Annotated in this window: 24 protein-coding genes and 1 riboswitch; of the genes, 1 reads left to right on the top strand and 23 read right to left on the bottom strand. The window is 43.8% G+C overall.

Going from position 1 to position 22084, the window contains the following annotated elements:
- Positions 1-10 precede the first annotated feature (10 nt).
- Genes AC58UU_RS24180 through AC58UU_RS24170 form a run of 3 tightly spaced genes read right to left on the bottom strand, consistent with a single transcriptional unit; the run spans position 11 to position 3987 of the window.
- Positions 11-1234 (bottom strand): Ger(x)C family spore germination protein, encoded by a 1224-nt coding sequence (locus AC58UU_RS24180; protein ID WP_497319488.1) that lies wholly within the window; start codon positions 1232-1234, stop codon positions 11-13.
- Complete coding sequence (locus tag AC58UU_RS24175; protein ID WP_497319487.1) at positions 1206-2327, bottom strand: GerAB/ArcD/ProY family transporter; 1122 nt, start codon at positions 2325-2327, stop codon at positions 1206-1208. The genes AC58UU_RS24180 and AC58UU_RS24175 overlap by 29 nt, the downstream gene beginning before the upstream one ends.
- Entirely contained in the window at positions 2275-3987 is a 1713-nt protein-coding gene (locus AC58UU_RS24170) for a spore germination protein (protein WP_497319724.1), read from the bottom strand. The genes AC58UU_RS24175 and AC58UU_RS24170 overlap by 53 nt, the downstream gene beginning before the upstream one ends.
- A 225-nt stretch (positions 3988-4212) precedes the next feature.
- Between AC58UU_RS24170 and AC58UU_RS24165 the strand changes: the two genes are divergently transcribed.
- A complete protein-coding gene (locus AC58UU_RS24165) occupies positions 4213-5469 on the top strand; it encodes an ATP-binding protein (RefSeq protein WP_497319486.1) in 1257 nt (418 codons plus the stop codon).
- Between the two features lie 132 nt (positions 5470-5601).
- Here the strand turns inward: AC58UU_RS24165 and AC58UU_RS24160 are convergent, their stop codons facing one another.
- The 20 genes from AC58UU_RS24160 to AC58UU_RS24065 all read right to left on the bottom strand — a co-directional run bounded on the left by AC58UU_RS24160 (position 5602) and on the right by AC58UU_RS24065 (position 22083).
- Positions 5602-6099, bottom strand: a complete 498-nt coding sequence (locus AC58UU_RS24160; RefSeq protein WP_497319485.1) for a DinB family protein — start codon at positions 6097-6099, stop codon at positions 5602-5604.
- A gap of 131 nt (positions 6100-6230) precedes the next feature.
- Entirely contained in the window at positions 6231-6917 is a 687-nt protein-coding gene (locus AC58UU_RS24155) for a DUF7002 family protein (RefSeq protein ID WP_497319484.1), read from the bottom strand.
- Positions 6918-7007: 90 nt separating this feature from the next.
- A complete protein-coding gene (locus AC58UU_RS24150) occupies positions 7008-7172 on the bottom strand; it encodes a YozQ family protein (RefSeq protein ID WP_171688122.1) in 165 nt (54 codons plus the stop codon).
- A 168-nt stretch (positions 7173-7340) separates the two neighbouring features.
- Positions 7341-8303: a S8 family peptidase gene (locus tag AC58UU_RS24145; protein WP_497319483.1), complete on the bottom strand. Its 963-nt coding sequence runs from the start codon at positions 8301-8303 to the stop codon at positions 7341-7343.
- A gap of 244 nt (positions 8304-8547) precedes the next feature.
- Positions 8548-8631 carry a putative holin-like toxin gene (locus tag AC58UU_RS24140; protein WP_367618672.1) on the bottom strand — a complete coding sequence of 28 codons (84 nt, stop codon included), beginning with the start codon at positions 8629-8631 and terminating at the stop codon, positions 8548-8550.
- A gap of 116 nt (positions 8632-8747) precedes the next feature.
- Positions 8748-8828: riboswitch (cyclic di-GMP riboswitch) on the bottom strand.
- A gap of 170 nt (positions 8829-8998) precedes the next feature.
- On the bottom strand, positions 8999-10189 hold the full coding sequence (locus AC58UU_RS24135; RefSeq protein WP_497319482.1) for an alanyl-tRNA editing protein: 1191 nt from the start codon (positions 10187-10189) through the stop codon (positions 8999-9001).
- A 46-nt stretch (positions 10190-10235) separates the two neighbouring features.
- Positions 10236-10871: a ThuA domain-containing protein gene (locus tag AC58UU_RS24130; protein ID WP_497319481.1), complete on the bottom strand. Its 636-nt coding sequence runs from the start codon at positions 10869-10871 to the stop codon at positions 10236-10238.
- A gap of 25 nt (positions 10872-10896) precedes the next feature.
- Positions 10897-11622: an SDR family NAD(P)-dependent oxidoreductase gene (locus tag AC58UU_RS24125; protein WP_497319480.1), complete on the bottom strand. Its 726-nt coding sequence runs from the start codon at positions 11620-11622 to the stop codon at positions 10897-10899.
- A 37-nt stretch (positions 11623-11659) separates the two neighbouring features.
- On the bottom strand, positions 11660-12418 hold the full coding sequence (locus AC58UU_RS24120; protein WP_497319478.1) for a class I SAM-dependent methyltransferase: 759 nt from the start codon (positions 12416-12418) through the stop codon (positions 11660-11662).
- 223 nt (positions 12419-12641) lie between these two features.
- Entirely contained in the window at positions 12642-13424 is a 783-nt protein-coding gene (locus AC58UU_RS24115) for a phytanoyl-CoA dioxygenase family protein (RefSeq protein WP_497319477.1), read from the bottom strand.
- A gap of 29 nt (positions 13425-13453) precedes the next feature.
- Entirely contained in the window at positions 13454-14641 is a 1188-nt protein-coding gene (locus AC58UU_RS24110) for a GntR family transcriptional regulator (RefSeq protein WP_497319475.1), read from the bottom strand.
- Complete coding sequence (locus AC58UU_RS24105) at positions 14607-15815, bottom strand: trans-sulfuration enzyme family protein (protein WP_497319474.1); 1209 nt, start codon at positions 15813-15815, stop codon at positions 14607-14609. Before AC58UU_RS24105 ends, AC58UU_RS24110 begins: the two co-directional genes overlap by 35 nt.
- Complete coding sequence (locus AC58UU_RS24100; RefSeq protein WP_497319473.1) at positions 15815-16645, bottom strand: carbohydrate ABC transporter permease; 831 nt, start codon at positions 16643-16645, stop codon at positions 15815-15817. Before AC58UU_RS24100 ends, AC58UU_RS24105 begins: the two co-directional genes overlap by 1 nt.
- Positions 16646-17527, bottom strand: coding sequence for a carbohydrate ABC transporter permease (locus tag AC58UU_RS24095; RefSeq protein ID WP_497319471.1), 882 nt, complete (start codon positions 17525-17527; stop codon positions 16646-16648).
- A gap of 64 nt (positions 17528-17591) precedes the next feature.
- Complete coding sequence (locus AC58UU_RS24090; protein ID WP_497319469.1) at positions 17592-18962, bottom strand: ABC transporter substrate-binding protein; 1371 nt, start codon at positions 18960-18962, stop codon at positions 17592-17594.
- 139 nt (positions 18963-19101) lie between these two features.
- A complete protein-coding gene (locus AC58UU_RS24085) occupies positions 19102-19383 on the bottom strand; it encodes a late competence development ComFB family protein (protein WP_497319468.1) in 282 nt (93 codons plus the stop codon).
- A 220-nt stretch (positions 19384-19603) separates the two neighbouring features.
- A complete protein-coding gene (locus tag AC58UU_RS24080) occupies positions 19604-20149 on the bottom strand; it encodes a DinB family protein (RefSeq protein ID WP_497319467.1) in 546 nt (181 codons plus the stop codon).
- Positions 20150-20232: 83 nt separating this feature from the next.
- Positions 20233-20586 carry a DUF6463 family protein gene (locus AC58UU_RS24075; RefSeq protein WP_497319466.1) on the bottom strand — a complete coding sequence of 118 codons (354 nt, stop codon included), beginning with the start codon at positions 20584-20586 and terminating at the stop codon, positions 20233-20235.
- A 54-nt stretch (positions 20587-20640) separates the two neighbouring features.
- A complete protein-coding gene (locus AC58UU_RS24070) occupies positions 20641-20886 on the bottom strand; it encodes a hypothetical protein (protein ID WP_497319464.1) in 246 nt (81 codons plus the stop codon).
- Positions 20887-20907: 21 nt separating this feature from the next.
- Positions 20908-22083: an ArsA family ATPase gene (locus tag AC58UU_RS24065; protein ID WP_497319462.1), complete on the bottom strand. Its 1176-nt coding sequence runs from the start codon at positions 22081-22083 to the stop codon at positions 20908-20910.
- Position 22084: the final 1 nt, after the last annotated feature.

Here is a 22084-nt window from a genome sequence, read left to right as displayed (position 1 = left end):
CTTTAACGGATTATTTGGTTTTCGTACCAATTCGTCGGATTTTTATACGTAGACTTACCTCAACGGACATTTCAGGATACATATCTTCCCACTTCTGCTTAGTTTTAATTTCCCTATTCCAATAGGAAGGATGGAAAGCACGCACGTCTTCCCCGAAACCGAAGATGTCGCAACCGTCCTTTTGGGTCTGGTGAATTAATTTTTCGAAACCAATTTTCCCATCCTTTTCTATGGTTTGTTCTAATTTTTTAATCGTTTCCTTCGTTAACGTCAAATTTTCATCCGATTTTTCCCGTAAATCACCTTCTATTTGACTCACAACTGTCGCATGAATTTTACCATTTTTGATCTCCGTAGTAATTTTCGCTTTACGATGGGTAGATTGAAATATGAAAGTGGTTTCTGATCCAGGTATCTTTGAGATGACGCTGTATCCTCCAGGATTGATTTGTTTCATCGCCATAAAGTGACCGATTTGCAGTGGCGTAGTGATTCCCTCCATTTTGTTACCTTTAAAATAAGCCAATCCGGCGATTTCAATGTTAGATTCTTTCTTCAAATCCAGATAAGGGAGAGACCCTTCCTGTCCTTTAGCAGAACTAGCACTATAGAAAACGCCTAGGAAATTATTCGGAAGTTTACCCATTTCCTTGGCGCGATCTAAAGTGGCCACTAGATATAAGGTGGGAACACGCTCCAATTGGGGAGTGGCTCTCATGATATCCGAAGCTTTCCCTTTGGACACAACCATCCATACTGTTCTTCTTACCTGCGGCTGACGACGGAAGAAATCTTTCTCATTTTCAATCCCCTTCCTTGCCATCACTTCAGATACGACGATTACACGCAAATGACCGAAGAATAAGCGATCCGCCAACTGCTGCTGCAGATTCATCAAAGAATCATCGATGGTACTCCCAACACTGCTCAGCACCCAGACTGGTTTCTGCCCGGCTGGAACACCTCCAGTACCTCCCGTCCCCAAAGGAATGCGTCCCGGAACGGCAATTTGTACGGTGATACGTATTAATCCTCTATTCGGCTTAGGATCTTTAAGTATTTGCGTTGCATTGCTGCTTTCCTTCGCTTCTTGCGGTTTGGCTTCATCGATGGCAATGGCTAAAACTACGGCTCGATCTTCGATTTCTAAACGATCCCAGCATCCCGTAAGCATGGGTAAAAGCAATAGAAAAACAAGAACCAGGCTAATCCGTTTTCGCCACACGTTGATCACCCCGACTCCCCTTCTCTTTCTTGCGAACGAGGGCTACGATCAATAGAACCAATGGATAGAAGACTGTGATGACCAGTCCCCAACGACCAACAATTTGAATAATGCCATACATCTGCAGCAGGTTTTGGGGAAACATGGCAATGACATAGATGAAAGGAATCAGAAAAAATGAAAACAGCTTGTGATCGCGCAAATGTAACAGTTGGCTTAAAAAGTGAATGGCCAAGTAATAGGTTGACAACAATGTCGTAAATACCGCTGTGACCCAAACGGCAAGAAAGGCGCCATCTAACCTCTCCAGGATGTTAGCGGGCAGCGATGTGGTTTTGGCTAATTCCAAGGTAGGCCAAACTAAATTTTTAATTTCCTCTGCTCCAAATACGCCAACTGTAGCAACCACAATGAGTAAGTAGAGTCCCCCCGAAATCAACATGCCGACTAAGCTTGCCAACATCGCTCTATCCGGCTTACGCATAGCAGGAATTACGATGGTCATGATGAAAGATCCTTGAAACAAGGCAGCCATGGTAAGGATTCCTTTTGACATGCCGCTCGGTTCATTCCCCCATATTGGCAGTAAATTGACCAATTGCGCATTTTTCAGCGATAGAACGACAATCAATACAAGCGGGAATACAATAAGCGGGAAATAAAAATGATGGAAATAGGTAAAGGTTGTCATATCAGCACGTGAGGATACCGCAGCTAATAACAGCATCACAATAACAGTCACTTCCAGTGGCGTTTTCGTTAAAACGGAAGTCACTACGACTTCACCGAATTCCCGCGAAGCCAGTGCTGTGAGTACGGAAAAGAAAACGATGATTAAGACACTGAATACCCGAGCCGTCCATTTACCGATAAGAACTTCACTGTATTCAATAATCGTTTGAGTTGGAAAGCGCATGCCGAGTACGGTAACAAGCCAAAGTCCCAGAGAGCCGATTAAGATACCTATAATGGTTACGAGCGGCGCCCCCGAATCGGAGGCTCTGACAGCAAAAAGCGAGAGTGCTAAAACACCTACCCCGATAATCGTACTAATCAGAATGATCGCTGCCTGAATCATCGTTACTTGACGAGGATACTCCATCTTCTATGTCCCTCCTTATATTCCCTACTTTCAATGGATCTAAGGTATTGCTTGGCGGATGCTTCATTTCCTTCGTTTTCATTCCTAGACGGCTATCATTCGGCGTATGCAAGAGTGCCGGTCTCTTTGGCATGGACCAGAGTGGCAGCCGAGCCAATGTATCTTTCATCCCTTGGAAATTTCCTGGGACAATCGGACTCAAGTAAGGCACCCCGAACGATTTTAATGAAAGCATATGGTTAGCGATCAGGATAAGTCCGATCATCACGCCATACAAGCCAAACATACCAGCCAAAATCACAAGTGGAAAGCGCAGCATCCTTAACGCCAACGCCGCGTTGTACGCCGGTGTAGCAAAAGAACCGATCGTTGTTAAGGCGATGATTACGACCGTAATTGGACTGATGAATCCTGCAGCAACCGCGGCCTGTCCGACGACTAGCACACCGACAATCGATAGCGCTCCCCCAACCTGCTGCGGCAGACGCAGAGTCGCTTCCCTCAGCACCTCCATGGAAACCTCCATGACCAGAACTTCAATTAGAGATGGAAAAGGCACTCCGGCTCTCCCACCCGCAACGGCCACGGCAAACTCTGTTGGTATGAGCTCCGGATTAAAAGAAATCAAGGCCACATATAACGAAGGGAAAATCAAGGAGAAAATAAGAGCTACGAGTCGCGCTAGCCGAATAAAACTAACCAAAAGAAATCGTTCCGAGTAATCTTCAACCGTCTGGTAAAACTGACTGAAAACAGTCGGCAATATGAGGGCAAAGGGGGAACCGTCGACCAGAAGGATAACTCTGCCCTCCAGTAGATTGGCGACAGCCTTATCCGGTCGTTCCGTATTCTGAATCTGCGGAAACGGGGATAGATGGTTATCTTCAATAAACTGTTCCAAGTATCCAACATCAAGAATGCCATCAATGTCTATCAACGCTAGTCGTCTGAACACCTCTTCAACAAGTTGGGGATTGACAATCCCTTCCAAGTAACAGATAGCTACTTTAGATTTGGTTACACGTCCTATCTTAATCGTTTTTACCCGTAGATCCGGTGTCGGGAGGCGATAGCGAAGCAGCGAAAGGTTCGTGCCCAACATTTCTATGAATCCTTCACGTGCTCCGCGGATGACCTGTTCCGTTTCAGGTTGCGTGATTGAGCGCTTGTCCACATTTCGTGTACTGAATAGCAGCGCTTCCTCCAACCCATCCACTACGAGAACCGTTTCTCCTTGTACAACGGCTTGGATCAACTCAGATAACTGTCCTTCTGTTCTCCCTTCACAGGCATACAGCGTATCTGCAAATAATACATCTTTTAAGGGGCGGCTGTTCTTCGCTTTCCCCTGTTTGTTAGTCGACGATAACATCAGCGGTTTTAAAATATGCTCATTCAAATACTGCTTCTCAATTAAGTCTGAGAAATACAAAAGCACAGCCGGGTACTGATCAAATATACGAAACCGGTGCATAACAAAATCGTCATTTTCACCAAGTATCTTATCAACGAAGGAAATCGTCTCTTCGAGAAGAGGCGTGATTTTCCCTTCTTCATTTTCTTCCAAAACCTGATGTGCAGGCGGCTCCTTTGGTGGAATCATGCGAGGTTGCTGGCTTTGAGATACTTTTCTAGACCTTCGTTTATACCATTGCCACATAGCCACGTTATCACCACCTCCTGAAAACAGTCCCAAGATGTTCTATTCTTCCTGATTCCCTTTCATTTCCTTCTCCGTATTTTTATCCATTTTCCCAATAATATACATGAGAATAGGTAATCTATCCTGAAGAGCCTTTCCAACCGTAACCCCAAAGAGGAAGTTTCCACTGATATATCGAATAACTGTATGGTAAATTATTTCCGAACTAGCGAGGGGGCCATTATGCTTTATATAAAAGATGTATTGCTGCAATTACTATTCGCCCTAACTCCCTTTGTTCTGTATAACATCTACTACCGTGATAAAACCGCAAACTATTCAAAACGGTTTATCAATTTTACGTGTATGATTTGCCTATTTATGTCCATGACCTTTCATTCTAGCGTGCAGAACGGAATCATTTTTGACATCCGTAACGTGATCATGTTTTTCGGAATGGTGTACGGCGGCATGACTACTGGACTTCTATTGCTTGTTGAGTTTGTATTGTACCGAGTACTAATTGGCGGACAAGGACTGTTCTCAGCGATGATTATTCTTGTGATTACATTCAACCTATCTATCCTGTTAGCCATCTTATATCGCCGACGCTCCGAGTACCGTAACCTAATAACTTTCATAGCTGGGTTAAGCTTTTCCTTTATACCTATTTGTGTAATGCTTGTAACTGAACGCAAGTATATAGTCGAGAACTTGACGTTTAATATCCTAATTATGCCCGTACAAAATTCCCTGGGTATTTGGTTATTGATTTCCCTTTTCAATAAGGCAGTTTCAGATAAGCAGCTATTCCAGAAATATCTTCAAAACGAAAAAGTTGAAACCATCGCTCACGTCGCCGCCTCCCTTGCCCATGAAGTGCGTAATCCACTTACAGCCGTAATGGGATTCTTGAAATTAATCCGTAATGATTCTCTCTCAAAAGAAAAGACCCACTATTATATTGATATTTGTGTTGAAGAGATGAAGCGGACGGAAGTCATTCTTTCCGAATATCTATCCATAGCTAAACCTAGCATTCCAATTTATGAACAAATGGATCTTGTGCCGCAGTTAAACTCCGTTATAGATGTCATAACACCATACGCTAACATGAATAACGTCGCATTAGAGGTACACAATGAGGGGCATGAACTTTATATATCTGCGAATCCAAATGAAATCAAACAACTACTCATTAATTTTATAAAAAATGCTATTGAGGCTTGCTCTTATATCTCAAGAGGAAAAGTCATCATTCGTATCGCCCCCGAATCCCAACTCTATGCAAAGATCACCATACATGATAATGGGATCGGCATGAGCAGCGAGCAGCTGGAGCGGCTTGGCACCATTTATTTTTCAACGAAAAGCAAAGGGACAGGAGTAGGCTTAACATTTTCGTATCAATTAATCCGTTCGATGAACGGTGCTGTCAATGTTCGTAGTACATTAGGAAAAGGAACAGAATTCATTATCTCTTTACCTTTAACCAACTGACTATTCGCTTTATTAGTTTTAAAAGTTCGAGATGAATAAGAAAAAAGACACCTGGGGTGTCTTTTTTTCATTCCACAATATGGATTTTTCTACTTAATCAATTTCCCAACTTTAGAGATAGTCGTAACCCCACTATTCAAAAGAACGGCGAGATGGCCAAGACCCCTGCAGCTTACGAATGAACATGATCTGACCCGTGTGATAAGCGTCATGCATGATGAGGCTATTCACCCACCGGCCAACGGGTAGAGTTCGATTCGGGAAAATGTGCTCGAATTCTTCCTCTTCCCAGCTTGCGATCCGATCACGAATTCCCTGATGAACGGATTGCAAACGATCCAAGGTTGCTTGCCAATCCTTAGTCGACATTGACAGCACGGCAAAAGTATCGTCATTGGTTAGTTCCTCAGGATAATCGGATTCTTCACCCGTCATTCTTTTCAATAACCGCTCTTTATAAAAAATCAGATGATGGACATTTTCCCAGATCGTATTGACATGTTCGCCCTCAGGCCGCCAATTGGCTTGCTCTGCAGTTAACTCTTTAAGCGCATCAGTTAGTGGCGGATACCAGTCTTCCTTCTCATAGCAGCTATCCCATCCGTGAAGCAACAACTCAACTTTATTCATTTCATATCCTCCTTAGATTACATTTTTGTAACTACATAAATAAGATTAACACAATGGTTGGATCAGTGGGTTGAGAAATACCGACTTTCCGTTGATCATTAACGGCTTAGTGGGTCGTTATGTTTGGGGTATCATCTTGCACTTAAATCTGACAGAGGCTGCGTCAAGCTCCTCCAGCTCTCAGGTACATCTTCACTTTTATTGACGTAAATGGATTGCAAATACTTAGACACACTGGTTACTTGACCTTCAATTAATATCTCTCGTATTTCGGATGCCTTTGTTGGCACTAAGTTATTAAGTACGATCATGAATTCATCTAAAGGCAGAAACATATCCAAGCTTTTCTTGTAGGAACAACGAGTTGGAAATCGCGGCGAGCTCCCTGAATCGTATTTAGATAGCTTCACTGTGGCATAATGCTCGGATATCAATGCGTGAGCGTCAAATTCCAGAACAGCAAACTCTTCATCCGGTTCTCTTCGTGCATAGGTGTCCATCATTTTCTTACAATCCCTTAAGGTGGGCCAAAAAAACACATGACTATTCAAACAAGCCCGAAATTGTTCCTGTGTGATTGCCGCATCTATCATGCTGTTAGCTATCCTCAGATGAGCATTTAGGGTGATCGAATATTCATGATAAATCACTTTCTCAGGCTTTAATCGGCGATCACCTGTGGAGATGGGATTTATTTGATTACTGGACAATAGCTGATCGAGATGAGCAATAGCCGGTAAATTCCTTACTCTTGTAAAATGGAATATGTGCTTTCTGCTTTTACCTTTTGTTATTGTAGTTACAACAGCATCACTCATCGTTTTGCTCCTCTAACTTTCACCATATTGTTCGCCCCTACTTTTTTACGTATTAAAAAGCCTTAACCGGCAAGCGGTCAAGGCTTCTTTTTATTTTTGCCCGGAATCAAAAGGCTCGTCCGTTATTTTGACCTTCCCCTCTGCAAGCTGATGTATACCGTCACTAGTCCCCGCTGCATATACATCCGAAAGTTGTTCATGCGTAAGTGAACTGCCTTCTAATTGTTTGTCACGAGATTCCTTATCATTTTTCACCGCACTCACCTCCATTTGCCTGCTATATCCAATATAGTTTGTACTTTCAGACCGTTCTTATTCTCTACTATTTGCATATCTTATTTAAGTATTTCTGCTAAGTGTGGAAAGTCAATAAACGGATTTCGGTTCCCTTGCAACTCATAAATGGCCAGCTTTCGCTATTCATCATAAACTCAGTAATTTAGCAACGAATTTGGGATTAAATACTTCGGATAGCTCGTCCATTACATTTAAATAGACAAGCCCATTGCCTTCAAGTTTTGGAGAATTCCCTAGGGGGACGGTTCTTTTAATTAATTGGGCATACAGCTCACGCTCTGTGAGATTTCGTTCGAAGCTTGTATTCACAAGTACTTTTATTAGCGCCATTGCTCCGGAGACATGTGGAGTTGCCATAGAAGTTCCGCTTAATGTCGCATAGGTTCCGTTTAAATAGGTTGATAAAATTTTCTCTCCAGGGCCCACTAGATCGACTTCATTGTTCGAATTCGAAAAATTGGAAGAGTGTCTCTTCAAGTCAATCGCACCTACGCTTATGACTTCGTTATAACAACCTGGATAGTCAAACTCATCTGTTGAATCAACGCCATCGCCTTCATTACCTGCCGCACAAATCACAAGAATGTTAGCGGCTACGGCTTTTTGAATGGCTTCGTGTAACGCAGGAAGATTTTCTGGACCGCCAAGGGACATAGAGATAATATCCGCTTTTTGTTCGACCGCATAGTTAATGCCATTAATTATCCAATCGTATTGACCAGATCCATTTTTATCAAGAACCTTAATAATAAGCAAATTAGCCTCAGGAGCTACACCGACAACACCATTATTGTTTTTGGTCGCAGCGATGGTTCCCGCAACATGCGTGCCATGACCATTGTAATCCTTGTATACATCCGTCTTGCCGCCATCATCATTCGTAAAATTAATTCCGCCTATAATTCGTTCTTTTAAGTCAGGGTGAGTGAGATCACAACCGGTATCCAGTATGGCAACCGTTATCCCCTTCCCTTTGGTTTGATTCCAGATTTTTGGGGCTTGAATCATTTCCACCCCGGTTGGAATCTCATTGACCTGTTCAATCTTCTCAAGAACTTGAAACGGAATCACATGCACTTGTCGCTCCATTTTTATTCCTCCTCATTAGGATTAAAATAATAAAGCTTGATTCATTCAAATTTGATGTTGATCGACGGGTTATCTCTATGCTATTATTTGGGAGAACATTTTTACCTTATCGTTGTAATTTGCTAAAAAAAACAAGAGTGCTACCAACACTCCTGTTTTTTAGATACATTGGCTTTTGGGACCTCCTGGGGCTAATGGTTCATACACACCTACCTGATCGTTTAGCGGCGAAGGGGTAGGTTTTTTAGTGTATTCTAACAATAATTAAGGCTATAAAAGTTAACAATGCCAAGAGGAAACTCCCAAATTGTAGAATCAACTTTATCATTTCATCTGGTTTCACCTTTACCCTCCTCCTTTCTGACGAAAGGGAGATCCGGGTGGCCTAGTATCTAACAAAAGTATCTAGAAAGAGTCATTTTGGACAGAAAAAGCCTACCCTCATGTGATAGCTGGCTGGCATAGTTTCCCTTAGCCCCTCTAGCTTTGCGTCACCGCCTTTAAACGGTTTTGCCAATAACGTGGGTAGACTTCTATATACTGTAAATCTATTATATGCCTATTTATTATATAAGAATATAGGGAGTTAGTCACATTATAGATTGTAAGTGCATACAACAAATTTGTCGAACTTAATCAAGAAATACACCGAACCATAGAAAATCGTCTTTCGACTAGTTCAAAAGCAATGTATGCTAAATCTCCGCCCTTAAGTTCTCATGAACTTGCCGTCTTGTGAACTCATAGAAAGCAAAGGCTTCCTCCCAGGTCTGGAATCCCGCCTGCGCAATGATATCGCTACCTCCGCCTTTCCCATTGAATTTTCCCACATATTCTTTGAAGAAGGCTCCGCAAGAAAGTGGAGAACTACTGTTGTTAGCAAGAATAACTTTGTTTTCCGCAGAAGTAGCAAACAATACTGGAGTATCACTTTCTGAAGCTAGCTTCACCGCCAGACTTTGCAAATCTTTAAGCGTCTTGTCATCAAAAACACTTGTTATCAGTTTGTCATCGCTGCTTGATAACAGCTCCTGCGCTACATAAGCGTTGTTTCTCTCTTTGAGAGCAGCCAGTTCAACTTGCAGCTGCTTCTGTTCATTTTCCCACTTTTCAATTCGGTCGATAATCTCGTCTTTACCGGTGTTGAATTTGGAGGACAAGACACCCAAAATCCGCTGGCTTTCATTAAACTCCTTCAGGGCGCGGTATCCGCACAAGAAGTAAATCCGAGTGTTTCCCTTTTGTTTTTCTGCTTTCAGCAGCTTAATCATGCCAATTTCGCCCGTTGATGAGACATGTGTCCCACCGCAAGCGTTGTATTCTACACCTTTTATTTCAACAATACGAATATGACCCGTGACTTTGGGCTGTTTAACTAGCTGCATATGAGCTACTTCTTCTTCGGTAATAAAATAACTAACAATGCTGTTATTCAGATAAATTTGCCGGTTTACTTCGTTCTCAATTGAAGCAAGCTGGTTCAATGTCAGTTCTGGCTGCTCCACATCGATGGTGGCATAATCGTTACCCAAATGAAAGCTTACCGTCGTGGCCTGATAGAGGTCGCGGCAAACCGCAGATAGCAGATGCTGCCCACTATGCTGCTGCATATGGTCAAATCTTCTATTCCAATCGATCTGGCAAGTCACCTTGCTCTCATCGGGCAGTCGTGCTAGCTTGTGCAGCACTTCATCTTCTTCATTGATCACATCAAGCACAGGAATTTCGTTAATATGCCCAAAATCGCAGGGCTGTCCGCCCCCATGTGGGTAGAAAGCCGTCTCCTTCAGGATGACATAATACCCATCTTCTCTTTCAAGAGTTTGGTGTATGTCTGTTTGCCATTCGGTTACGTAAGCGGAATTGTAATATAGTTTTATGGACATGATGATTTCCTTTCTGCTTGCTAGCCATTACGAAATAAGGCATTTATCACTTAGCACTTAACCAACGTGCGCTGTTAAGCACTAGACGCCTGTAAGCTTCCGGTTTAAATGATGGGGCATGATGCCCGGGTTGTAAATAGATCACTTTCCCAAGACCGTAGGCTTGCTCCCAGGCTGCTGGATACCTGTTTCCATCAAATTCGTATTCTAGAAAAACGGTTTTCTTGGTGAAAGGGTCAAATTCGAACATATATGGCTCTTCCTCCATGCTGAAGTCCTCAACACCCTCGAGCAATGGATGATTTTCCACAGATCCGTAATAATCCAGAGACTGGTAAGGGGGATGGCCAGTAAACTTTGCACCGATCATCTGGATCAGCTCGTAGCTGCGTTGAACCGAAATGCCATTATGGATGACAAGCAAGCCGCCTCCACCTGCCACAAATTGAATTATACCTGAAGTTTGTTCCGGTGACAGATCTCGATTCCAGCAATCCGTATAGGATATGCAAAGTTGGAATTGTTTTCGATCCAATTGCGTGAATTGGTTGTAATCCTCCGTACTCGTAATCAGAAAATCCTCGCCAAGAATCCCGCTAAGCTCCTGCTTGGCAGGTTCCAATGGATGCCATGGAGCATCTGTGTCGTCACCAACCAAAAGTACATTCGTTTTATCACTCATGCGCTCTTCTCCCCCACCTTTTGTTTTACCAAGGCAATTCTTTTCCGGTGTCTGCTTCAAGATAAACCGGCTTTTCGCGCAGCGTATCTTTATTTTCCTCTATTCGATTCAAAATATTGGCTGCCGCTTGCTCCGCAGTATAAGTACCCGCATCATTCCAATTACCGCTCATATAAGTTTTAACCCAACCTGGATGGAGAATGATGACACGTCCGCCTTCTTTTCGAATCTGGTTATGGATGATCGTGGAACCCATATTGAGCGCAGCTTTAGCCATACAATACCCGAACCATGCTTCACGCCCGCTATTGCCAATGCTGCCAGCTTCCGAAGAAATATTGACAATTAGCTTACCGCCATTCATTATCGGCTCAATGAATGCGTTCGACATTCGGATAGCACCGAGGGCAGTCACATTGTACACGCGCTGAATCTCGTCGAAATCGAGCTCATCTTTCACTGTCTTCTGAGTATCACCGAGGATAGCCGCGTTGTTGATCAAGATATCCAGTTTTGAAGTTTTGCTATTAATGAGACTAGCAGCCTTCTTTACGCTTTCGTCTGATCCTACATCCAATACAAATGCGTGCAGCTGATTAGGGAACTGCTCAACCAAGACGTCCATTTCTGCGTTAGTTTCCATGATACCCCCCGCATAAACCTTATACCCTTCTTCCAATAATGACTTCGTAATCGCTAGACCTATCCCTCTATCCGTTCCGGTTACACAAGCCGTTTTATTGTTCGACATTCGATCGTCCTCCCCCGTATTGGTTGATCGCGTTTTACTAAACCTCTCCCCAATATACTTCGGTTTCATAGTCGAAAAACACATTTCCATCTTGCTCATGCCGTTCAAATATATGCTGCAGTTCCGTCATCATCGGCGCAAAATTGGGATGCTCAGGTACGGGAATGTAGGAAGATGACATCAACCTCCCCTTCAAACCTTCAAAATCGAAAACCTGAGTAATAGCGAATCGCTCTAGCTGCATACTGTCGTTCTTGAAGAAAGACGCCAGTGTTTCCTGCGAAATATTTTTATGAGTAACTTTTTCATAATCGCTTCCAAATGTACGAAGCAGTAAGTCATACTCTTCTCTAAATGCATTGCCATGTTCCAGACGCGAGTTCCAGATCAATAGCACCTTCCCGCCAGGCTTCAGAATCCGATGGAATTCGGCTTGTGCGGCCGTGCGATCAAACCAGTGAAACGCTTGGGCACAAACGATAAAGTCGACAGACTTATCAGGTAGACCAGTCGCTTCAGCAGATCCCACCGCAGTACGAAAATTTGCATCTCCGTTCAACATTTGCTCAGCGGCTTCCCGCATCGCTTGATTTGGTTCAATAGCGATTACTTGGCTCCCTCTTTGTAAGAGCAGCTTTGAAAAAATACCTGTCCCTGCGCCGATGTCCGCAATTACTGCATTTGCATGCAGACCAACGACGTCGTACAAATAATCAATAGCCTCTTTCGGATAACTCGGGCGGAATTTCACATAGGTATCAACGCGATTTGAAAAACGTTCTTTATTATTATTCATCTCATACCTCTCCCATCAGATAAAATATCCTTCTACAAACAAAGCGGCCAACTGTTGATGTGTTAAGAAATTACCACTTTTGTTTCATTTGATGAAACAATGTTTCATAATATATATTTATATCATATTCAATTATTTGGCAAAAGTCCATAACAAATACACAGCACTAAAACACAAAAAAAACGACCGCTAAATTCGCGGCCATTCAACATTTTCCACAACTTCAACCCTTCTCGAATTCGGCAGGATAGCTAGCTCCGAAGGGCGCATCCGGTCTTGCAAATTGTCCCATTAAATAACGGCGTGTCGGAGTTGTGCGGTCTAAGAACTCTTGATTATTCTCAAAACGATCTGAGCATCGAACCCAAGGCGGACTATAAATATAGTGCATCGTATATCGGTCGTAATCACCATCATGAGCGAAAGTCCGATGCCAGACGGCATTATGAAAAAATAATACCGATCCCGCCGGTGCACAGATGACATGACCGATTGGAACATCATCCTTAGCAGTTCTAATCGCACCCGGAAGCTGCACTTGGCTTCTATGGCTGCCTGGGATCATCTCCATATTCCCCGTTCTAGGAATGGATTGGTCCGTCAATAAGAAAGAAGCTCGAAGCTGAATCAGCGGAATCGGATATCCGAGTTTACTAAATTCATAAGCACCTGACCCATCCTGATGCCACCCCCCCACTCCGCCGAAAGCTGGCTGTTTGGTACACCATGCGGACTGTAAAATGAAGCGATCTCCGTAAAGCGCCCTAACTTTAGGCAATACAGCGGGATGATCAATCAATCGCTCCAAAGAGGATTCCGTTTCATAGCCTTTTCCCACCTGTGCCCAACCTTTAGCGTCGGCTGACTCGTGTAACCGGATGGATGCTTCTAGGCATTCCTTCACCTCATCTTCGGAGAGTACGTTAGGAATAACCAGATAGCCCCATGATTCAAACATAAACCGATCGAGCTCCGTAAATTCTCCTGGATTAGAAATAGGATTCATAGTAAAGCTCCTCCTTTTTAAACAAATGATTATTTCTTAACCAATAGTTTTCCAGTGGATTCTCCTAACACTAAAGCCGATTTTACGATCACTTTAGTGGTCTCTGTCACACTCTCCTGGCTATTCAGTAGTTTAAACAAAAGTTCAGCCGATTTAGCGCCAATTTCCTGCTCGTGCTGGTCTATATGAGTGAATGTAGGGTTTCCATCTAACTCGGATGAGGGATTATCGTACGTTATAATAGAGAGGTCGCGCGGTACATTTATTCCTAATTTTTTAGCAATACTGGTTATATTCAAGCCCAATTTCAAATTCAATGTAATGAAAGCGGTTGCTGTGCAATATTTGAGATAATGATATAACGGGTGCTTTTCAGTTGGGATCGTATCCGTCACTTGAAAATCTGTCACAATTAAAGCTGGGTTAATCATCGAGCCTTTTTGCTTCAGTGCTTCCATATAGCCGCGAATCCGTTCGTCGACAGTCACCGTGCTGATCGGAATATCGGAGCAAATAGCGATGTCCCGATGTCCTAACTCCCACAGATGGTTAACCGCCAATTGAGCGCTCATCCAATTATCCGAACAGACACAATGGGTATCAAAGCCTGGCAAGTAGCGATCAATGAGCACGAAAGGAAATTTCCGCAGTTTTAGTACCAAGATTTCTTCGTTGTACGTTTCCGCATCAATTGGAAAAATAATAAGTCCGACGGCCCCATTCTTAATCAGCTCCTGAATGGCTTCCTTCTCCCGTTCCTTGCTATTGTGAGTTAGCACAATAGATACATAATAATCGGTGTTCTCTAACACAGTATTGATTCCTTTTAAAAGTCGAATAGCAAAGAAATCCTCCAGTAAGGGTAGAACGAAGCCGATCATTTTGCGGGAGGAAGCACGCTCATCATGCTCCTTCACATCCGTAGCTTCAAGCTGCTTGTTCTCCAGGCTCTCATCTGCTTGTGTGCGGGATTCTGGACTAACGAAGCTTCCTCTCCCCGGTATCCGGTAAATCCATCCATCTTTCGCCAGCTGTGTAAGCGCATTGGAAACCGTCATTCGACTGACACCGAATTGCTCCATCAGCTGTTTCTCTGTTGGAAATTTGTCATTTTCCTCCATTGCTCCTAATTGGATCAACTGTTTAAAATGCTCTTGAATCTGCAAGTATAGCGGTTGTCGTTCATCCGTCCTGGCTGATACCCGCATTCTGTTCATATATCTCCCCCTCAGAAGGACTCAGTATGACACATCGCCATGCTTCTTCCATATCCCGAATTAAATCGTCCGGATCCTCGGAACCTATATAGAGTCGAACAAGCGAACCTGTTTGCTGATCATTGTTATTTAAGGCATTTACATTGATTAAACTTTCGAAACCACCCCAGCTGGCTCCAATCCGGAAATACTGCAGACGGTCCGCCCAAGCCCTTAATTTGGCAACCGACTCAAGGGATTCGAACGAAAATAAACTGCTAAACCCTGACATTTGTGTACGAGCCAGCTCATACTGAGGATGGTTTGTTAACCCCGGATGGTTAACCTTCCTGACATAATGTTGCCTGCCTAAATATTCCGCGACCTTCAGCCCGCTCACTTCATGCCGCTGCATCCGCATTGGCAGTGTACGCAGCCCCCGAGTAACCAAACCCGCTGTCTGTGGCGTCATGATGCCGCCGAACAACATATATTCCGTCGACATCAGTGGGTCCATGAATCTATGGGAGCCAACCACAACGCCCCCCACGCAATCGCTATGCCCGGAAATGTACTTCGTGATCGAATGGACGACGAGGCTAACCCCCATCGTGAGCGGATTTTGATGACAAGGCGTTGCCCATGAATTATCGAGAATCGTTTCTGCTCCTATACTTTGTGCCAACGCCGCACAACTTCGTATATCTTGGAGCTGGAACATCATACTAGTCGGACTCTCCAAATACAGCAGTTTGGTATTTGGTCGAACCGCACGTTTCCAGTTTTCCAATGAGCTGCCATCGACAAAGGTCGTTTCGACCCCAAACTTTTGCAAGTAGACGCCTAGAAATTCTCGTGTCGGTCCATACGCCTGATGTGTGCAAATGACGTGGTCACCCTGTTTGACTATGGACATAATCGCTGCCGAAATCGCCGCCATTCCGGATGAAAAGCACTTGGCTCTTTCCCCTTGCTCCAGCTGGGCGAGCTTGTCCTCCAGGTACCTCACCGTAGGATTATTGCCTCTGGAATACACGAAGTTTTCTTGCTCATCAAGTCTTGCCAAGTTGAATTGCTCGTACGTATCGAACGAAAATAAACTCGTCTGATAAATGGGAACACTGATGGCGCCATGATGACGATCATCGTGCGCATCATGCGCCACAATAGAATAAAGCTTCTCCTTTGCGCTCACTACCCTTTCACCGCCCCTTGGGTTAATCCTTCTACAATAAATCGCTGTGCTAAGGCAAACAAAAGTATCGTCGGCAGTACAGACAGCACAGTTCCGGCGGACATAGAGCCCCAATCCACATTAAATTTGAGGATAAAAGAATTCATCGCTACCGGCAGTGTCTTTAACGATTCGTTATCGATAAACATGACGGCCAAGAAAAGCTCGTTCCAGTTCTGAACGAAAGCAAAGATGAACATCGAGGAAATGCCCGGCATCATGATCGGGATAATGACTCGAATGAGGGCAGACAGCTGGGAACAGCCGTCGATCATCGCCGCTTCCTCCAGATTGGCAGGAATTCGCTGGAAAAAGCCTCGCAGCATTATCGTGGAGAACGGAATCAAGATGACCGTATACATGAGGATCAATGAGATTCGCTGATTAAGCAGATGCAAGTTTGACATCATCATGTAAAGCGGAGCCAGAGCAATGAAGCCTGGGAGCATCTGCGTTACGAAGAATGCGAGCATAATTTGCTTGTGGCCGCGAAACCGAAATCGAGCGAGTACGTAAGCGCTGCATATGGCAATCACGATTACGATCAGAGCAGAAGAAATCGAAACGAGAAGACTGTTGGCAATATATACGTTGAACTTAGATACTTTGAAGATGTTGACGTAATTTTGAAGTGTGAATTGCTCGGGCCAGTAATGGACGGGATAACTGAATATTTCCTTTTGCGGCTTTAACGAGGTGATGACGATCCAGTATAACGGAAACACCATAATGACTAAGTACACGAAAAGAAAGGCAACTTTTATGATCCGATACCCGTAATTTCGTTTCATTTAGAAGTCACCTACTTTCTCCGACTTAGTAACCATCAAATAAAACAAAGTGTACAAAAACAACATGACGATCATAATGACCCCGACTGCTGATGCAGCCCCATAATCGCCGTCATAAATAATTTTATTGAGCATCAAAGAAGACAAAATGTGGGTCGCCCCTCCCGGTCCGCCATTCGTCATGCCGTAAATGAGCGTAGGATCGTTGAAGATCCATATGACCCGCAGCAGCGTTGTGGCGATGATGGTCGGCATGATGTACGGAATCGTTACATAAAGCAGCTTTCGATAACCGTTCGCTCCGTCGATACTCGCTGCTTCGTACAGCTCCGAAGGTATAGATTGCAAAGCAGCCAGCAGCATAATGGTAAAAAAGGCAATCCCGTACCATACGTTGGCGACGATAACAGAGGACATTGCCCATTTGGGATCCGACAAGAACCCGATCCGATCTTCAATAATACCAAAACGCAATAAGAGATCGTTGATGACGCCGATTTGCGAGTTAAACAGCCACTTCCAAATAAGGCCAATCAGAAATCCCGATAATGCCCATGGATAAAAAATAAAGGCTTGGTACACGCCTCGTCCCCAGAATTTCTTGTTTAGAAACAATGCCAGGATGAACCCTAAGAGAAATTGCAAAATTAAGGAGAAAAACACCCAGTAGGCACTGTTTTTCAGTGCTGCAAGAAATTGATGATCTCGAAACGCATCAACGAAGTTTTGTATACCGACAAAATGCACTTGCTTCAAATTGAACAGCTTGTAATTTTGAAAAGCCATCACCACTCCCTTGAAGAAGGGATAGTATGTAAAAATCAATACAAGCAGCAGTGCGGGTAGCAAGCTAGAGAGAATGAATTTTTGCCGAGAACTCACATGAACACCCCCCGGTAAGAAAAAGCGGCAAGCGATGACCGCCCGCCGCTTCCAACTACTTCCTTTATTTTTTCATTCCTGCTTTCTGATCTAACCAAAATTTATCCCATTCCTTCAGAGTATCGTCAGTCGATTTCTTGTCGAGTAAATAGGATTGCTGCCCTTTCATGCTCAGCTCCCCCCAGCTCCCGTTGCCTGGATATTTGAACGGCGGTGTAAAGTTGACGAAAACATCTGCTTTTGCAGTCATATCTAGCAGTGTCTTGTAAGGGCCTGTTTGGAAGAACGTATCGGCTGTCGCTGAGGTATGAATCGGTATCGTACCAATTTGCTTAGAAAATTCCGTATTTTCTTTCGGGCTCGAGAGATAAGATATCAATTTCCAAGCTTCGTTCTTACTTTTGGAATTCGCTGTTACACCCCATCCTGCAGCTCCTGTACTGACCAGTGATTTGCCGTTAGGACCGAGTGGCATCGCTGCCGTTTCTAGTGTTTTGGGATCCATTTTATCCTGAAGCACCTTGATAACGTCTGGATCCTGCAGTAAAATACCGGTTACCCCAGATGTAAAGGCTTGAACCTGATCCTGGAATCCCCAGTTGATTGAATCCGGTGGCGACGCCTCTTTATAAAGCTTCTTGTACAGCTCCAAAGCCTGCTTAGCTTCAGGTGTACTGTACACCGTCTTACCGTCCTTCGTAAACGGAGCATCGTCGAGATTCATCACTTTATCGTTATAATCGTAAATCATATGGTCAAAGTTGCCGTTAGCTCCAGGACCTCCGCGGAAGGAGAAACCGTATCGATTTTGCTTCGGATCGGTCAACTTTTTGGCAGAATCGACCAGCTCTTCCCACGTTTTCGGTGCAGTAAGCCCCTTGGCGTCGAACCAATCTTTCCGGTAAAACATTTGTCTTTGATATAGAGCGTTCGCAATAAAATAGAGTTTGCCATTATTCGAGCCTACAACTTTGGACGTACCAGAGAGAGTTTTACTATCCGCCCAACTCGATGCGTAGGTATCTAATGGTTCCAAATAACCATTATTCACATACTCGGCAATGTTCAGATCCCGTACCTCGAGAATGTCGAGTTCTTGCTTAGCGGCAAGCATTGTTCTGATTTTATTGTCCGCTTGATCAAATGGCGGTGATATGAGCTCCACTTTAATATTCGGATTGTCCTTTTGAAACCGAGCTATGGCATCTTGAAGCAGTTTGGTGCGTTCCGGACTCGTTAAACTTTCAATCATATGAAGCGTTACTTGCTTGGCCGGTGGCTCAGTGCTCTTCACGCTCTCACTTGGTGCTGCCGAACTTCCGCTTGGAGTTGCCGTATTCTCGGAGCTTCCACTCCCACTACACCCTGCTAAGGAACCCAATAACATAACGCCGGCAAACAAAGTTGTCCATCCTTTGACCACAGCTGCCCCCATATCTAACGCCCTCCTCAATTTAGTCATATTCAACTATATTGTCTTAATTAAATAGATATGTCTTAATGCTGCCGCTTTGTTTAATAAATAAAAAAACGCTAATGACACTTATATGTCATCAGCGTTTTTTTCTTTTATTTTATACCCCTTCAATAACAACATGGTTTTGTTTATGCTCAACGATAAGAGCAGCTCGCATAAGCTCTCTCATGACATCGGATTGCAGTTGTGGATTTAAATAGAGGGTTTTGATATAGAGCTGACCTTTTTCACTCGACGTGTATTTGGGAGGTATACGATTTAAAACTAGAGCAAGAATATCCTCTTTGCAATGCTGACAACCGCATTTGATATCATAGCTTTTTTGAAACTCTTCATACAAATTGCTAACGATTGCTTCTACTGCATTAACTAATCCCATACTTGTTCAAACTCCTCTATACCAACATTTATCTCACTAAACTAGAGCGACTTTATGATTTATTCATCAACCTTTGATCAAAGTCTCATGTTCATATTCAATCATGAATATGTTTAGTAAGTGTTAGGCTGACATAAAAGGAACCCTTATTGAACTTCATCTTTTTTCGAAATCAAAAAAACGAGAGAAGCTTATAAGGAACTCCCTCGTTTTGCTGATATTATACGATTTCCGTGCTGTTTAAGAATGCTTTCAAACGTTCTAACTGAAGAAGATGATGGCGATAATGCATCTCAATGAGTGCAAACCATTCTTTCGCGTTAAGCGCGCCTAATCTTGGATGCAACGCGGTACATCTCGGAGATATGTCCTCAAGCAAAGGCTCGATTTCTTTCATTCTTTGGAGCACGGCATGCATGCCATCGATGATCTGCTGCTTACTAGCTGGCTGCTCGGGCGTATATTGAGGAGAAGCTGGAACCCTAATACGTTCAGGTGGAAAACCACCTAGTGCAAAGACTGCTGCTCCCGCTTCCGTTTTTTCTCCTACAGTATCGACTGCATCTGCACTCTGACTTCGACATTTCTCAATATTGCCAATCTGCATGTAGAGAGCTGTTTTGATGAGATGGAGGTACAACTGTCCAAGCGACCATTCATTCTCATTTGGTTGTAGCTTCAATTGCTCTATGCTCAACGGATGTAATTCCTCCAGGTATTGGTACGTGAGTACCTCAAATCGTTTCAAAGTTTCGTCTGTTTTCATTATATTATTAGCTCCTCTCGATTCATGTACCTTAAGTATACTAAACACTACTGACAACTGTATGTCAGTAGTGTTTATGCGTTTTAAGACTTTTGTATGAGATAAAGCCCTTGCGGAATGACGAGCCAGAATCCCGATATAGGCATTATTATTGCCCCTACAACAGACAAAATGAGTATATGCCAGCCTGCAAAACGTGGAATCGCAAGGCCTTTCTCATTGGTCAGCCAACGCATCATTCGTCCAATAATCCACAACAAAACACCAAAAAATAAAAACCAGATAGCTGCCATCCTGTCGAAGGACTGATCAACGGAATTCCACACACCCGCTTTCACCATATCGTTGAGCGGTTTCCAACATAATATCAAACCGACAGCATTATGAATATAAGAAGTCCACTCCATCATCCATCCGCTGTGCTTCTGTATGGCCACGCTGCACCTCCCTAAAGTTTCGTTCTTGTAAAACTATCTAACGTAAGATTAGCTTTAATCCTCAACAGGAATCTGTTTCAAATGATTACTTTCGTTCACTTGTTTCATGGAATCATCTTCTTCCAACCGGACAATAGCCGCATCAAGCAGAGATTTGACTCCTAATAAGGCTTCTTTTTCCGCTTGTCGAAAATGAGCTCTTGCTGCCTCTGGAACGAGTCTTGCTACAGCGATGTTTTTAATATCCTCGAAGAGGAGCGCAATGTTTTCTAAATCCTGTAGGTTTGTACGGATGCTCATGAACCATCTCCTCCTTCCTAATTACGATTCTTCATTCAGACCGAAATGTATGGTCAGTATGCCGTCCGCAAGACGTGCCGCTTCCACCCTTCGCCCCAGTAAGATCCTCGGCAGTGCAACGATCCGTCGATAGCTGCCCACCTGAAGTGTCAATTCATCGCCTTTTTGATTTAATTGGAGTTGTTGCTTTTCGGTAAAAGGCAGCGAGATACGGAGTTCAAATCCTGCTTCTGTTTTCTTCACTTCCTCTATAATTCCTCTGTGTAGAATTGCTCCGCATTCCCGATCGTGGAAAGCCGCTGCTGCTACGCGCTCAAGCATCTCCTTCCCAACAACCTCAAGAGGCATTAGAGGTACTTTTAAGATCGGCAGAGGACTAAAGCATTGGACAATTTCTTCTTCGTACTTGTTCTGAATTTGTTTCCACTGCGCGAAGTACCCTTCAGATGCTTCCTCGGAAAGCACTTTATTAACAATGACCGCATCGGTGTGAAACCCGTATAAGTTGAGGTTTGTAAAAGCTCTCCGCGCTTCGGAAATAACCATTTTCTCCGGATTAACGACAAGGCGAATACTCGTGATTTCGGGATCAGCGATGACTTGCTGCAGCTTTTCCAATTGATCGACAACTTGGCTGAAGCTGTCCATTACATCGTCGCTGGGCAGTTCCAAGCCCTTGGTCACTTTCATAATCGGGCGTGCCAGCTTGAGAATTTTACGCTCGTAAGGAAATATATTTCGCACCCACCATCGAAGGAGCTGGGGGTAGCTTAGCAAACGAAGTGTTTCTCCAGTCGGTGCGCAATCCACAATGATTGCATCATACAGTCCACTTTCGGCATGCTCTTTAATTCTCAAGAGACTGAATAGTTCTTCAAACCCTGGAAACACCATTAGCTCTTCAGATCCGATATCATCCAGTTTGGCCCACTGCATAAAGTTCGAGAACCAATTGCGAACACTTCCCCAATACCGCTGTGTTTCCTTTAAGCTATCGATTTCTTGTGCCCACAATCGCTCATGAATTAATATGGGTTCGTGCTGCAGCGGAATACCGAGCGAATCCGATAAGCTGTGGGCAGCATCCGTACTTATAACGATCGTTCGCTTTCCTTCGGCTGCCATTTGGTAAGCCGTTGCTGCGGCGATACTGGTTTTTCCCACTCCGCCTTTACCTGTATAAATAATAATGCGCAAG

The sequence above is a fragment of the Paenibacillus sp. JT22N1 genome, assembly GCF_059692155.1.
Note: the sequence above shows the minus strand (reverse complement) of the source record. Positions and strands in the feature narration are given on the sequence as shown.